We start from the raw sequence: 15,167 nt of genomic DNA on the forward strand, positions 1-15,167 counted from the left end.
TTTGTGACAAATTGCCAAGAAACCGCATTCTTTTTGCAAAAAAGACAAGAACACCGCTCTAATCCGGCCAGAGCGGTGCACATTTCATTAATATTTGTGGATGGTTCTGTACACATCCAGAGCCTGTTGCAAAAAGCCTTCAATTTCCTCGCGCGACTTACGCAGCTTGTTGACCAGGCGCACGAGCTCCCGGCCGTCGGAAAAGGCGACAAAGCTTGGAATCCCGAGAATATTCAGCTCCTGGCTGACATCCCCTACCTTGTCTACGTCTACTTCCACAAGGGTCATGTCATTGGCGAACTTTGTTTCGACATCCGGCATAAACGGATCCATAAATTTACAATCTCCGCACCAATCGGCTTTGAAAATGGCGACAGTTAAACGCGGCGATTGAATCGCAACTTGAAATTCAGCTTTTGAAGTGATCTTTTGCATCTATAATCAGTCCTTTCTGAACATTTCTTGTCCAATTCTTTCTTTAGTGAATCAAAATACAGAGTGGAAGTCAAATTTTTGAGCCATACTGTAACTAAGCTCATTTCACACGGAAAGGAAGATCCGTCCATGGCGGAGAAGGAGGAAGACCGTTCTACATTCCAGGGTGTTGTCCGTCTCGCAATGACGCTGCCACAAACAGCAGCTGAAGCGGTCAAAGGAAAATATGCCTGCTGGAAGGCATCTCAGCTTCTGACCAAGGAACGCAGGCCGTTCGGCTGGAAGGAATCGGCTGCGCACAGTATTCGCGATCAGCTGGAGCGGCTGCTGAGTGACCGCAGCCGTATACGTGACAGCGCATTTGGCAAGGAGGAGGCTGCAGCGCCACTGTTGCCGGAGGATCGGGATATCGTACAAAGGATACGTATATCAGCACTTGAAGCGAACCGGAGCAATATCACGCGTACAGAAGCTTATTATGAATGCTACCTGGAATTTCCGGAGCTGCATTGGGCTTTTCTCGCTCATATGGTTTCCCGAAACGCAGGCTGGAATATGACTGATTTGAAAGGCGGTCTGCTGTCCGACGTAGTTGCCGATCAGTTTCGTGAGGATATGTATCAAATGCTGGAGCGAAGCAATGCCCTGATTTTTCTGGACGCTTATCCGCAGCTTCTTCTCTACATGCACAGCCGAAAGCTTGGGAGAAGCCTGTTTCATCTTCTGCCTGAGTTTCGTGTTTCCGCTTTTATGCGCCCCTTCTGGGAAAGGTTCTGGATTGAGCGCGACAGTGCGCTGCTCGCGGTCGGTCTCATTATCAACGAGCAAAACTATATTGAGGGCAGGGTGGTCCAGAACAGCTATTTTCAAAAAAATATTTTGCGGAGCCCTGCCTTCACTCTACACGGCAGATTCCAGATGAATCAGGTTATTTTCCCGATGCTTGTCAAGAAGGAAATCCGGACAGACCAGGAGGATGCATCCGAACCCCCGTCTGCCAAATCCGAAGAATCGCGGGAAAATACCGGACATGAAGAAGAAACCTGCCTTAACGGATGCCGAGGCATGGTCGGCCTGGTTCTGGAGCAGTTTTCCAATCTCGAGGAGCGGATCGCATTCGGTAAAGCCTTATATGCCATGCTGTTCGGCTACAAGGATGTGCTGAACGGGGTGCAAGCATTTGCAGCCGAAACGGAACATCGCGGCTCCAGACAAGAGTATTGGCCCAAGCTGTTCACCAGCGACAAAAAAGCAGCCCTGAACTCTCCAGGGGAGAGTTCGGAGCTGCTCAAATCGGAATGGCTGCCACCAGGCAAAAGGTTATATAGCCCTTCTCTGAACGAGGTGTGGCATGACGTGCCTTATGAACCGATTACCCGGTATGACTGGTTCAAAAGCAGATCAGCCATCGATCAAGTGACGCGTCCGAAAAGGCCGGTATGGATTGAAATGACCCATGCCCACCGTTACGCCGTGCAAAAAACCGCTCTCACCCATGATGCGGAAAGAGCGGTAACCAAGTGAAATTCCAAATTAAAAACAGACGGTCTGCTGACAGCTCCTCGGTTTAAAGCTCTATTGGCCTTGTGAACCACCCGTCTTAAAGCGGGATGGCTGCAAACGCATCAAAGGACGAAGAAGCTTTTGCACCTTGCGCGGATAACTCGTAAGTTCATGCTGACGCAGCACGCCAAGCATGATCATCAGCACCAGGTAAAGCACGACGACCGCTCCTCCTACGATCATGCAAGTAATCAGAAAAGCCAGACGATCCGGCATAATGCGTGTCAGCTGAACCCCCGCCTCGTTTAATCCATAACCTACGGCTGCCGTCAGGATCACGGTTAACAAGAAGCCTGTCCAACGTTTGCCAAGAATTGAGAACGGCACGATGACCTTCAGCATTCTGAGATTGAGCAGCGTGATCACCAGGAAACAAAGTCCGGTCGCGGCAATGATGCCGTAGATACCTAGCCAAGGTGCGAGCAGGTAGCTGCCGGCCAGTTTCACCACGATCCCTACCATGACGTTCACCATGGACACCTTCGCTTTATTCACGCCAAGGAGAATGGAGTTCGTAGTCATCATCGTAATCTGGAAGATCGTACCGAAGGTAAGCAGCATAATGAGCCAGCTTCCGTCAAGGGTGCTGAACAGCAGTCCGTTAATGGAGTAGGCTGCCGTACACAGCGCGATCACGATCGGCATTCCCGTTAATACAGAAATGCGGAGCGCCAGCGTCATCTGCTGCTGCAAATGCTCCTGGTCCTTCCGGGCAAACGCCGCCGAGATGACCGGGATCAGCGAAGTACTGAGCGCAATGGCCAGAATCGGCGGAATGCCGGCGATGCTTTGGGCACGTTGTCCGAGAATTCCGAGCAGCTCCGTCGCCTTCGCCTCCCCGATTTGACCGATCAAGAGCGGATTGACAATAGACGAGTCAATAAAGTTAACCGCCGGAACGGTTAGCGACGAAAGAACAATCGGAATAGACAGCGTAAAAATGTCTTTGTAAATTCGCAACATTGGCAGCTGCGTGATAGAGCCTTCCTGGATCATCGCAGCCTTATCCTGCTTACGGATTTTCACCGTATAATACAGCATAATCGCAAATGCACCGATGCTACCGAGCACCCCTCCGAAGGAAGCGCCCGCAGCGACCCAGCTTCCGCTGTAGCCGGATTTCAGGAGGACATAGGCCAGAATAATGGCCGTACCTACACGCGCGAACTGCTCAACGATTTGCGAAATGCCGCCGGCAGCCATATTGTGCCTTCCTTGAAAATACCCCCGCATCATGGCAATGGCCGGAAACAGCAGCAGCGCAGGAGCCAAAGCACGGATGGATAAGGCGGCTTCAGGCACTTTGGAGACGTAAGTCGCATAATACGGTGCCAGAACATACAGCAGTACTGTAATAATGACACCCGCAAATACCGCAAACAGCAGCGCCGCATGATATATCTGCCGAGCCTCACCAGGCCGTTTTAAAGCGTACCGTTCCGATACCATCTTACTCAGCGTGCTCGGAATGCCGGCAGTCGCAACCGTAAGCAGCATCAGATACACGTTGTTGGCAATGGAGAATGAAGCCTTGCCGACATCATCAAACAAATGATCCAGGGGCACCCTTTGGACCAGCCCCAATACCCTTGCCACCAAAGCTGCAGCGGCCAGGATAAGCGTACCTTTTATAAACGATTCTTTTTTAGCCAAAACCCTATTCCCTTCTTTCCCCCAGCGAGCACACCCCATGGAGCATATGTCTTACACTTAAAAAACAGCAATCCAGATAAAGAATACGACAATCATGACAATTTGCAATATAATTTTCATAACCATGCTGCTGAACAGCCCAACCAGGGTTCCGTAGCCCACTTTTGCGGCTTTCGAAACCGAAGAGCCGACCAAAAGTTCACCCACAAAAGCCCCTAGAAACGGTCCGATGACGAGTCCGAAGGCCGGGATGACGAACGGCCCGATAATGACGCCGATGGTACTGAGTATAACAGACAGGCGGGAGCCGCCAAACTTCTTCGTTCCCCAGGCGCTGACCGCATAATCGGCTACGAACAATACGATGATGATCAGCGCCTGTATGATCCAGAACCATACATTGAAGTGCCCGAACGTAAAGAACCAGCCGTATACGAAAAAGGCAACAAAAATGGCCACTGCTCCCGGAAGTACGGGAAATATCGCTCCGGCCAGCCCGACGGCGAACAGGGCTATGATCAGAATCCATCCGAGTATAGCCATAGGCTTCGATCTCCTCTAATGATATAGATTGAATCCAATGCATCTATTCTTGGGCTCATTCTATACTAAAATAAATTTTTCAATCACTTTCGCAATTCCGTCTTCATCATTACTTGAAGTTACAAAATCCGCGGCTTCCCTCACCACCTGCTGCGCATTTCCCATGGCTACACCAAGTCCTGCAGCCTGGATCGCTGCCAGATCATTCATGCTGTCACCGACGGCAATCACCTCGTTCATCTCCAATCCGAGTAAACCGCAGACCTTTTGAATTCCAGCTGCCTTGTTCACTCCCTGCGGGTTCACCTCGAGATTATGAGGCGAAGAATTCGTAATTTCAAGTCCACCCATATCCTGAAGCTTCATCAGAATACGATGGCGTGCATCATCATCTTCCGTGTGAAAACCGAATTTAAGCCATTCCCCATCCATAATTCCGTCAGTCCATTCATCGCTGTTGTACATGCGGTCAATGGAATAAGCCCAGTACCAGCAATCTTCCTCCACCGCGAGATCATGCATGGCGATGATAAGCTTCGGATCCATTAAGGAGCGCTCATACAAATCATGCGGAGAACGCCATACCTCACTGCCATTCACCGTTATCATAGGAGTTGTCAAGCCCAGCTCCTCTCCGTAAGGAAGCGCACTCCCGAAACTTCTTCCGGTCGATAGACATACATGAATGCCCTGATCCTTGGCCTTCTGTATCCACTTGGACGTCACTGGCGAAATGATATGCTCACTTGTCAGCAGGGTACCGTCCATATCCAGCGCGAGCAGCTTATATTTGTTATTCATGCTGTTACCCCCTAAATATTCTCTTTTTCACGATTCACGCACACATACGGACATTTTACCATAAAGCCGGGGAGGGTCACAAAAAGGTTTTTCAACCAGGAACTGGCCGGGTTCATCTTAGATCCAGAGCAACCGGCTCTCGTTCGTTCTGGATATGAATCAGGGGCAGGCCCGGGTTTCCCCAAAGCCTGCCCCTGAAATGTTCCGGAATTAGAATCAATCAGATATTCCTAATGGCTGCCGGTTGCTGAATTGCCGCTGGCTTCATTGGTATCTGTGGACTTATTGCCTTTCGGCACCCCATCCAGCCCATACACCTTGTCATAAGCATCAAAGATTTTGCGCGCGATCGGCGCGGCACTCTGCGAACCAAAGCCGCCTTCCGGAATCATAACTGCAACGGCGAGCACAGGATTATCACGCGGTGCATAAGCGATGAATACGCCGTTATCCACCAGCTGATGGCCAACCTGCTGCGTCGAGGTACCCGTCTTCCGTGCGAAAGCATAAGGGAAATCACCGAAGGCCGACACATCACTCTTCATGCCGCGGCGAATTTCATTCCAATAGGATTTAGGGAAATCCGCCGTGTTCAGCACCTCCGGCTTGAAGGTCTTCACGATGTTCCCCTTCTCATCGGTGATTTTGCTGACCAACTGCGGTTTCATCCGCTTGCCTTCGTTGGCGAGCATCGCCGTATACTGCGCAAGCTGCAGCGTTGTATATTTACCCTGCTGTCCGAAAGACGCATAGGCCATCGCAGACTGCGTACTTCCTGCCTGTTTGACGTTCGTATATTCCTTGCGTCCCTTCCATTCGCCGGGAAGCCCGCTTCCCGTCAGAACGCCAAGACCGAATTTAGTCATATACTCGTCCCAGACAGTAATACTCTTATCCTTGTATTTGTTATAGAGCCTTGTGCCGATCATATCGACCATAAAAGCATTCGAGGATTTCTCGATCGCCCTTGCCGGATCCATGCCTCCGTACACATGCCCCTGGGAGTTTTGAACGCGGGTCTGATGACCTTCCTTACCGAAATAAGCCGCGCCTTTATCCTGATAATAGGTATTCGTCGTAATAAGGCCTTCATTCAGTCCCAGCAGTACGCTGAGCGGCTTCTGCGTAGAACCGAGAAGCACGACAGACTCCGGATGGTCCCCTTTTTTACCTGGGTTAAAGGAACGGATCGTACCGTTCATGTAGATATTCTGGATTTTCTTCCAATTTTCCGGCGTTACGCTGCCCGTCTGCCAGACATTCGTATCGTAATCCGGCATGCTGGCCATGGCTACCACATTGCCTGTCTTGACTTCCATCGCCACAGCAAACCCGGTCGTCGCATTGGGATGAAGCTTGCCGGAAACCGGGTGGCTGTGAAGCCAGCTCAATTGCTCCGTGATGGCCTGTTCCGTAGAAACCTGAATTTCCTTATTGATGGTCGAGTAAATATTGTCTCCTTTGACCGGCGGTACGATTTCATCAACGCCCTCCGGCATATTGCGCGGATTGATCGGAACCTTCTTGTAGCCGTTTTTGCCCCTGAGTTCGTCCTGGTACATCAGCTCAAGTCCGTCAAACCCAACAAATTCCGGCTCCGTATATACGAGGCCTGGGTCCTTCGTAACGTCGCTGCTGCGCTGCTGTTCATCAATCCCTTTATACTTACTTAAGGTTTTCGAACCGCTAAACGTACGGATGTACCCGATGGTTTGGACTGCTACAGTGTCCGGATCGTAATGGCGGACGCTTTCTTCCTCAATGGCGATGCCCGGAAAATCGGATTTATGCTCACTGAAATATGCGATCTCCTTATCCGTCAAATCCATTTTGATCCGGCGCGGCGAATAGCCCGCATACTTTTTGTAATCCAAATCCATGGCATCCATAATATCCTGCTTGGTCATTTTCTCCGCGTTCGGATTCCCGTATTTATCAAACACCTCCAGAAGCTGCTGCGCAATTTGCTCAGCCTCAGGCCGGTTTTTGCTGCCGTTCTTTTCGCTGTAATCCTTCATCAATGTAATATAAAGCGATTGTGTCGGAGTCGAATATGCCAGCTTTACGCCTGAAGCATCAAAGATCGTTCCCCGGATAGGAGGAAGCGGCACATCTTTGACAATATTGCTGGATTCCTTTTCAGTCAGGGTAGGCCCCTCGACAAACTGAAGGATGGCAAGTCTGATAATAATGACACAGAAGATGATAAAAGTGCTGAAAAAGAACAGATTGATTCTTAAATTCAGATTTCCTTTCTTTTTCGTTTCTTCCTGCTCCGGATGGTCCGGTGTGTATTCGCTCACCGGCTCCCCCCCTCTCTAACTACGATGTTCAAAATAACAATGTTTATTTTAGCATACATGAAGGGGGCTCGGCATCTTTCGCTAGGGTTTGATCTTTTTCGAGTAAGGGAAAGCGGCAGCACAGGTCATATTCTCCTGTACTGCCGCTTTAAAGTTCTCCTTATTGCTGTTTTTTGGAAGCCTGCTTGCCTGCCGTTTCACCAATGGCATCCTGATTTTGCGGCTGTTTTTTCGGTACGCCGTCCAGCCCGTAAGCCTGATCATAGGCATCGAAAATCTTTCGGGCTATCGGGGCAGCACTGTACGCGCCGAATCCGCCTTCCGGAATGACTACCGCAACCGCCAGCTTCGGATTATTGCGCGGGGCATACGCAATGAAGACCCCGTTATCTATAAGGCCGTCTTTTCCTGAGTCCTGCTGCGATGTGCCGGTTTTTCTGGCAAAATCATATGGAAATCCGGCAAAAGCTTCGCTTACGTTCGTATTCATTCCTTTTCGAATCAGCTTCCAATAAGAAGCGTCGAATTTAACCGTATTCAGCACTTCGCGTTTGTTTTGTTTAATTACCTTGCCGCTCGCATCCGTGATTTTGCTGACGATTTGCGGCTTGATGCGCGCGCCCTCATTCGCGAGCGTAGCTGTGTATTGGGCCAGCTGCAGCGGCGTATATCTGCCCATTTGACCGAAAGAACCATAGACAAGAGCAGCTTGGGGACTACCAACTTTGCTGTTCCGTTCCTTCGAATGAATATATTCCTTTCCCCCAAGCCATTCTTTCGGCAGATCAATCTCTGTCGCTACCCCCAAACCAAAGTCCGTCATGTAATGATCCCAGATGCCGATTCCGTCATCCCCGTATTTCTTGTACAGCTTGTTGCCTATCATGTCGACCATAAACACGTTGGAGGAATGCTCGATGGCGTCGGCAGGCGTGCGAAAATAGCCGTAGGGGTGTCCCTGGGAATTGCGGACGGGTTTTTGCTCCTTCCCAAAATAGGTGATCCCCGTGTCATTGTAAGTCGTAGTCGTCGTAATAAGCTTTTCATTTAATCCGACGAGCACGCTCAGCGGTTTAATCGTCGACCCGAGCAATACAGCTGAATCAAACTTATGTTTTGATTTGCCGGAGCTCAGCGGAGTAATGGCCCCATTTTGATAATTTCCGTTCAGTTTATTAAAGTCAGCCGTCGAGGCCGAACCCGTCCCCCATATGTTCGTGTCATAATCGGGAATGCTGGCCATCGCCACGATATTTCCCGTATCGACTTCCATGGCTACCGCGTAGCCGGTGACGGCTTCGGGATGCGTTTTGCCGGATACCGGATGGGAATGCAGCCAAAGCAACTGATCCTTAATGGCTTGCTCCGTTTTCAACTGGACATCTTTGTTGATCGTCAGCCAGACATCATTACCTTTGTCCGGCGCAACGATGTCCTCCACTTCCTCGGGAATATTGGCCGAGCTAACCGACATGACTTTATAGCCGTTTTTGCCTCTCAGTTCATCTTGAAAGGATAATTCGACGCCGTCAAAGCCGACAAGCTCATCCTTGGTATATGTATCTCCAGGTGCCGCCGTTCCTTCGGTGCTTTCAGCCCTTGCTTTATCGTAGACTTTTAGAATTTCCGTACTTTTAAAAGATTTGACATAACCAACCGTCTGGACGGCTACTGTATCCGGATCATACTGCCTGACCGTTTCTTCGATAATCTCAATCCCCGGAAAATCAGATTTATGCTCCATAAAATATTGGATTTCCTTCTGATTCAAATCCTTCTTAATGCGGCGGTGCACATATCCCTGATCCTGTTTGGACTCGAGATCCATCGCTTCCAGAACTTCTGCCGCAGTCATGGACGGGACGGAATGATTTTCGAACTTCTTAAAGGCCGCCGCCATCTGTTCGGCAATGTTCTCGATCTCCGGACGGTTCTTCTTGCCCTTTTCCGTTGCCTTGCTGTAATCCTTCATCAAAGTAATATACAGCGATTCGACAGGCTTCGAATACGCAAGCTTGACACCTGCGGCATCTAGAATATTACCACGGCTGGGCGGAAGGGGAATTTGCTTCGTATTTTGACTGGTTTCCTCTTCCGTCAGACTCGGAGCATCCATAAACTGAATGAATGCCAGGCGAACAATAACAATGCAAAAAACAACAAAAGTGCTAAAGAAAAACATATTGATGCGCATATTCTGGCTTGATTTATTCTCAGCTTCTATATCCTCCGGCGATTTTGCAGACGTGAACAAGCTCAAAGTCCATTCCCCGTTTCTTTGAGATCCAATATTAACGCTCAACATATAAATTTTAACATATATACCCAGCATAAGGAAATTCATTTCCCGGGCTATAACCGTAAAATCATGTGATCAGGTAAGGGTCATCAATGGATTTGGAAGGGGAGCCGAAATGATGGGGAGGGAAACATAATGAACGGCCCAATCAGGATAGAAAGAACGCTGGAGTCAGCCCTAGACGCGGGCCGGCATGGTGGCAGTTTAAATGATACTTGCGGGCCCGCTTCTCTGGTGAATTGATGTGATAAAGTGATGCAAGAATGTCACCCATACACCGCAAGCCATTTTTTCAATTGATGTTTCATCATTTCACGGTACTGAACGGGTTCAAGAATTTCCGCTTCAGATCCATATTGAGACAACCAGCTCAGAAATTCGCGAACATCCGAAATCGTAAGATCAATGATTATGCTTCCATCCGTTGCGGCCGTTTCTGCTATCGGGGTAATAAACGTCTTCTCCTTGTACTTCGGAATGACCGCCGAGGAGAGTCTGATCTTAAATGCTACCGATTCTTCTTCTTTCCCACGAAAATAGTTCTGCCATTCTTGCTGTGTATGGGTATGTACTTTAATAAAGACATCGTCCAGGACAACGACCCGCTCAAAACGGTTCAGACGGTAAGTATACATTTCACCCGTATTGTGGTTGCGTCCGACCAAATAAAAGCGGCGTTGCCACGGAATCAGCAGGTAAGGATCTATTTTACCGTAAAGAAGCTCATTTCGCTCCGGAATATAATATTCGGCCTGTATGATCTGCTGGGACAATGTTGCTAGTAAAATCGGCATAAGATACTCAGACTGCTCCTCCCCGGACTGCGTGCTCACCGTTTTCCCCGGCTGGTGATGCTCTCCTTCCTGTAGCTCGGTTTCCATTCGGTCCACTTTCTGTTTATGATAGGCTGCCATAACCTTCTCGTAGGCTCCTTCGAATCCTTCCGGAAGCAAAGGCTTGATCTGATTCATTACCTGGGCGACAGTCGTGAACGCCTCAAGCTCATCCTCAGTCCAGTCGAAGGGATATAAAGCAAAGCGGCCGATGAACTGATACCCTTTTCCGTATCCGAGATGGGTTATAGGTATGTGCATGGCACTAAGGGCTTCCATATCACGGTAAATGGTTCGTTCGCTGGTACTGCATCTTTCAGCCAACTCTCTGGCCAGTATCCCCGGTTTAGCTTGTACTAGTGTAATAATGCGCATTAAACGAATTAATCTGTCAGTCATGTGGATTCTCCTAGCTCATATAGTAAATTAGACTCATGTTAAAATTGCGTGATGTAGTCCATTCGACTTGTAGCAAAGCGAATCCTGCCTAAAAAACCCTGTCCTGTTTGCTCCTCCAGACGTATGTTTCAGACTGGTTTCTTCGAAGTTACGAAAAGAATTGAACACACATAAAATGAACTAAGGTTAATTCTGCTTGTCTCGTGAAAGATGAAGTCATACAGAAGAAAGTTACCTTTTCTTTGGTCCATTCAGTAACTCAAAAGTTTTTGATTTTTAACACCTTGCGATTTCGATACGTACTAACATAGTGCTCGCTGAGCTGATAAAGCATGTCAGCCTCTTCCAGCAAACGTGTATCCGTGAAACGCGCAGCTTCAATCAGGAGCTCATCGCCCTTTCGCCGAAGCAGCCACTCTCCTTGATCAATATCGCCGAATTCGAATAGCTGAATAGCCTTTTTCAGTACGGTCTGGGTTTCCAAAAGCTTGACATGCTTTCGCACATGGAAATCTTCCGGCTGCTGTAAAAGACCTGTATGATACGTGTAATTCATATATAATTCCTTCACGGGAAGTTCCTTAATGCGCTCTTTGTTCTTTTCCTTGAATTTCCATTGTGCAGACAAAACGCCATGCATGCCGGCATTTTGGGCTTGAAGAGCAAGTTCGATGGCTATAAACTGCTTTACACCATCGTACAGATGACCGAGAGGAATCATGATTGACTGTCCCAGGTTTTTCATTGCCTTCGCTCCGTGAACGCGGACCAGAGAAACTTGCGGTTCAAACCATAAATGCAGCTGCACATCTTGGGCGATCAGTTTGGGTGTATTTCTCTTTCTTGATTGACGGAAGGATCCCCCATACCATTCAACCAACAAAATGACTTTATTGGAGCCGCTTGCAAAGATATGACTGCGGTTCCATGTAAAATTTTCCTGAATACCTGACTGCATGGATTTCACCCCTTTTCTTGTCATCTTTATATCGTACCAATACGCGCTGACATCATAGTGTCACGGAACATACGTTCGTACGATATATTTCCTACATCCTACCATAATTTCTTCGAAATTTGAGTCATTCGTTGTATTCTTAAGCTTTAATTCCCCCCATCCTCGACAAAATGCGTAAAAAGACCTACACAAAACCTCTTATAGTATATAAGAACTACACCTAAATATATGTCGAAATATGTAACAAAGGCATGAAAAAACCGTTTTATTTTATTTATACGCAAATTTTTTCTCTTGTCCACTTGCACGGTTCCAGAAAATTACAAAAAACCCGTAATCCAGATGGATCACGGGTTTTTATCGCCTGGTTATGATATTATGATACAAAATCAGCTGATTGCTGCACCCACTCCAGGTTCAGACGGCTTACCCGTCGGTTCATGTGTAAGCACCGGTGCGTATGTTACTTTATCGATCCAAATCTCCCGTCCCACGGGCTTGCCGTTTACGGTGATCAGCATTTTTTTGTATTGTTGTTCTTTTTCCATTTCAATCTTCTCCTTTAACTTTGCATAGCCTGTGCTGCAGTCCATTCGTCGGCCTCAGCCTAATCTATGTTTATGAGTGTATTTTTTAATAGATGAAGTTCTCGGGAACGAACTCATATGTGAACGGGATTCTCGCGGCTACTTACTAGATATACCCTCTGAGAGCCATTCCTAAACTTTGAATACTTTATTCATCTCGATCCTTATCAATCAAATGCAAATACTTTGGGGTAATATTAGGTAACCAGGCATGTTTCATATTATGCGGCGGGTGGTGAACATATGAAAAAAAATCAAAAACTTTATCATAGATCTTCTTTTCGACAAATCAGCATGCTTGTCATCATGATTTTCGGCTTGTTCCTTACGGGCTCATTTGCCCATGCGAATTATTTTGACGATTTCTATAATGGAGTGGAAAAATTCTCCGATCTGCCAGGCCAGGTCAATCAGCTGAAACAGAATTACCAAGAGACCCTCGATGAGCTGGAACGAACAAAGCAAAGCGCAAAAGCCTTCGAGGAACAAAACGCGCAGCTCGTGGAACAGAACCGTCAACTGGCTGAAACTGTAGATCAATTGAAGGAAGTTAATGAGCTCAAGGATGCCAAGACCCATAAATTCAAAATCATGCTGATTACCGTTATCCTGCTCGTAGTAGGATATTTCGTCATCATTCGGGTTATCCGTTTCGCCATGCGGCAATCCAACCGGAGAAACCGATTGTAGATTCAATGACATGCTGAAAGGAGGAGAGCTTAGTTGAATATCGGAATCCGGGAATCCGGGGGAGGGAATGGACAAGCAGTGGATTTCTCGCTTGGAGAAGGAGAAGCCATGCATATTCTTCATCCGGAGCAAATTCTAACCTACCGAGGTCCCTCCGACGGTCGCAGTGACCGCCTGATGAATGTAAAGGGAATGTATCGAAAAAAGAGGCTGATTCAAGCAGATATGAGCGGTCCCTGCCAGTTTACTGCCGCGGTACCTCCTGGTTTTGCCATTAAGGCAGTTGAACTGAAAGATTACAGCGATCTGCTCTATGATTTTCGTAATCTTTTCTTTTACAGCTCGGGCATCGAGATGCATACCCGGATATTAAAAATCAAAAATATGCTGATCACGAAAGATGCAGTGAAAATGAAATTTTCCGGCGCGGGTACGGTCGGATTATTGACCGAAGGCGCTGTCTACGAAGCGGAGCTGCATCCCTCCGAACCGCTATATGTCGATGCTGGCAGTCTGGTAGCTTATCCTGAGAATGCCAGGCTCGAACTGACCGTCTACGGCAATACGCTGGCCAGCCAGCGCATGAATTATCACTGGAAAATGACCGGATCCGGTACGGTATTGTATCATGCCGGTCAGCAGACCAGCCGCTTGCAACAGGAAATGGAGCAAGACGGTTTATTGAAAAGAATTTTGCGTGAAGTGATTCCATTCGGCGGTGTGATTATCAAATAAGGGTATACGCATCGCCTTTTTCTGTCATATAATCTCTTTATCCATTTGATGAGAGCAGGAGGTTTATATGTCAGTTCCTACCCTAAACAGCGCGGCTCCGCAAAAAGAACGGCAGCCACTTGCCGGTTCCGATGCCAGCGCTACCGTCTTTCGTATACTGGTTGCAATCAGTCTCGTGCATCTGTTTAACGATTCGATTCAATCGGTAATCCCGGCCATCTTTCCTATTCTGAGATCTTCCATGCACCTGAATTATACGCAGATCGGGTGGATATCGTTTGCCATAAACTTTACTTCGTCCATCATGCAGCCCGTCGTCGGCTGGTTTGCAGACCGTAAACCGACACCCGCCCTTTTACCGATCGGGATGGGCTTCACCTTTACGGGCATGCTTTTGATGGCCTTCGCGGATACATACCCGGCAGTGCTGTTGGCTGTCGTATTCGTTGGTCTTGGCTCGGCAGCTTTCCATCCGGAGGGCTCCAGAGTATCCCATATGGCATCAGGTTCGCGCAGAGGTCTCGCCCAGTCCATTTTCCAGGTCGGAGGCAACGCAGGACAATCCCTTGCGCCGATGCTGACCATGTGGATCTTCATTCCGCTGGGTCTCTTCGGAGCGATCTGGTTCACGCTCGTTGCCGCTGCAGGCATTGCCGTACAGATCTATGTTGCCAGATGGTATGGCCGAAAGCTCCAAAGCGGCGCACAAGTGAAGAAAAAGGCGGCGGCACGACAGCTGAAGCCCGAGGTGCGTTCTAAAGTCCGGTTCGCCATTGTCATGCTCATTCTGCTTGTCTTTGTCCGGTCTTGGTACAGTTCCTCTATCAGCACCTTCTTCCCGTTCTACCTGATTGATCATTACGGATTAAGCGTGAATGACGCCCAAATCTTTATCTTTCTCTTTCTCGGTGCGGGAGCGGTCGGTACCTTCTTCGGCGGTCCGCTCGCTGACCGCTTCGGTAAACGGAATATGATATTCGCATCCATGGCGCTTGCCGCCCCGCTCGCCCTGCTGCTTCCGCATGTCGGTTTGTGGGGAGCAGGGATACTGCTCGCACTGATTGGCCTGATCGTCTTCTCAAGCTTCTCGGTGACCGTCGTTTATGCCCAAATGCTCTTTCCCGGTAAAATCGGCACGGTTTCCGGGCTGATCACTGGTCTTGCTTTTGGACTTGGCGGTCTCGGAGCGCTCGTTCTTGGCAAATGGATCGATATGGCTGGCGTCAATACTGTTATGACCATTTGCAGCTTCCTGCCGATCCTCGGCATCCTGACCTTCCTGCTGCCATCGGATAAGCTTCTGAACCGCTGGTCCAGCGGAAACGGGGAGTAACGAAACCATAAAGCCCTCAAACTCGTCCGGCGGTT

The 15,167-nt window shown here is 48.5% G+C and carries 13 protein-coding genes; 4 read left to right on the forward strand and 9 right to left on the reverse strand.

Going from position 1 to position 15,167, the window contains the following annotated elements:
• Window positions 1-87: 87 nt before the first annotated feature.
• Window positions 88-435 carry a thioredoxin family protein gene (locus GRF59_RS25285; protein ID WP_160500508.1) on the reverse strand — a complete coding sequence of 116 codons (348 nt, stop codon included), beginning with the start codon at window positions 433-435 and terminating at the stop codon, window positions 88-90.
• A gap of 129 nt (window positions 436-564) precedes the next feature.
• On the opposite strand from GRF59_RS25285, the gene GRF59_RS25290 reads away from it, so the two are divergent.
• Window positions 565-1,959, forward strand: a complete 1,395-nt coding sequence (locus GRF59_RS25290; protein ID WP_160500509.1) for a DUF2515 family protein — start codon at window positions 565-567, stop codon at window positions 1,957-1,959.
• 51 nt (window positions 1,960-2,010) lie between these two features.
• Here GRF59_RS25290 and GRF59_RS25295 read toward each other — a convergent pair whose 3' ends face one another.
• The 8 genes from GRF59_RS25295 to GRF59_RS29520 form a co-directional block, all read right to left on the reverse strand.
• A complete protein-coding gene (locus GRF59_RS25295; RefSeq protein ID WP_160500510.1) occupies window positions 2,011-3,651 on the reverse strand; it encodes a putative polysaccharide biosynthesis protein in 1,641 nt (546 codons plus the stop codon).
• A gap of 57 nt (window positions 3,652-3,708) precedes the next feature.
• Complete coding sequence (locus GRF59_RS25300; protein ID WP_160500511.1) at window positions 3,709-4,194, reverse strand: DUF456 domain-containing protein; 486 nt, start codon at window positions 4,192-4,194, stop codon at window positions 3,709-3,711.
• A gap of 60 nt (window positions 4,195-4,254) precedes the next feature.
• Window positions 4,255-4,995, reverse strand: a complete 741-nt coding sequence (locus GRF59_RS25305) for a Cof-type HAD-IIB family hydrolase (RefSeq protein ID WP_160500512.1) — start codon at window positions 4,993-4,995, stop codon at window positions 4,255-4,257.
• Window positions 4,996-5,225: 230 nt separating this feature from the next.
• Window positions 5,226-7,298, reverse strand: a complete 2,073-nt coding sequence (locus GRF59_RS25310) for a peptidoglycan D,D-transpeptidase FtsI family protein (RefSeq protein WP_160500513.1) — start codon at window positions 7,296-7,298, stop codon at window positions 5,226-5,228.
• A 160-nt stretch (window positions 7,299-7,458) separates the two neighbouring features.
• Window positions 7,459-9,558, reverse strand: a complete 2,100-nt coding sequence (locus GRF59_RS25315; protein WP_341480139.1) for a peptidoglycan D,D-transpeptidase FtsI family protein — start codon at window positions 9,556-9,558, stop codon at window positions 7,459-7,461.
• Between the two features lie 305 nt (window positions 9,559-9,863).
• Window positions 9,864-10,829: a helix-turn-helix transcriptional regulator gene (locus tag GRF59_RS25320; RefSeq protein ID WP_160500515.1), complete on the reverse strand. Its 966-nt coding sequence runs from the start codon at window positions 10,827-10,829 to the stop codon at window positions 9,864-9,866.
• A gap of 259 nt (window positions 10,830-11,088) precedes the next feature.
• Window positions 11,089-11,787 (reverse strand): hypothetical protein, encoded by a 699-nt coding sequence (locus GRF59_RS25325; protein ID WP_160500516.1) that lies wholly within the window; start codon window positions 11,785-11,787, stop codon window positions 11,089-11,091.
• A gap of 389 nt (window positions 11,788-12,176) precedes the next feature.
• Entirely contained in the window at window positions 12,177-12,335 is a 159-nt protein-coding gene (locus GRF59_RS29520) for a hypothetical protein (RefSeq protein ID WP_202128862.1), read from the reverse strand.
• A gap of 282 nt (window positions 12,336-12,617) precedes the next feature.
• Here GRF59_RS29520 and GRF59_RS25330 point away from each other — a divergent pair, with 282 nt between their 5' ends.
• From GRF59_RS25330 to GRF59_RS25340, 3 genes are all read left to right on the forward strand, one after another.
• The gene (locus GRF59_RS25330; protein ID WP_160500517.1) at window positions 12,618-13,064 is read left to right on the forward strand and encodes a hypothetical protein; all 447 of its coding nucleotides are present in this window, start codon (window positions 12,618-12,620) and stop codon (window positions 13,062-13,064) included.
• Window positions 13,065-13,172: 108 nt separating this feature from the next.
• Window positions 13,173-13,799: an AIM24 family protein gene (locus GRF59_RS25335; RefSeq protein ID WP_202128883.1), complete on the forward strand. Its 627-nt coding sequence runs from the start codon at window positions 13,173-13,175 to the stop codon at window positions 13,797-13,799.
• Window positions 13,800-13,866: 67 nt separating this feature from the next.
• A complete protein-coding gene (locus tag GRF59_RS25340; RefSeq protein WP_160500519.1) occupies window positions 13,867-15,132 on the forward strand; it encodes an MFS transporter in 1,266 nt (421 codons plus the stop codon).
• Window positions 15,133-15,167: the final 35 nt, after the last annotated feature.

The organism is Paenibacillus dendrobii (assembly GCF_009807035.1).
In the GTDB taxonomy this organism is placed as follows: domain Bacteria; phylum Bacillota; class Bacilli; order Paenibacillales; family Paenibacillaceae; genus Paenibacillus_AQ; species Paenibacillus_AQ dendrobii.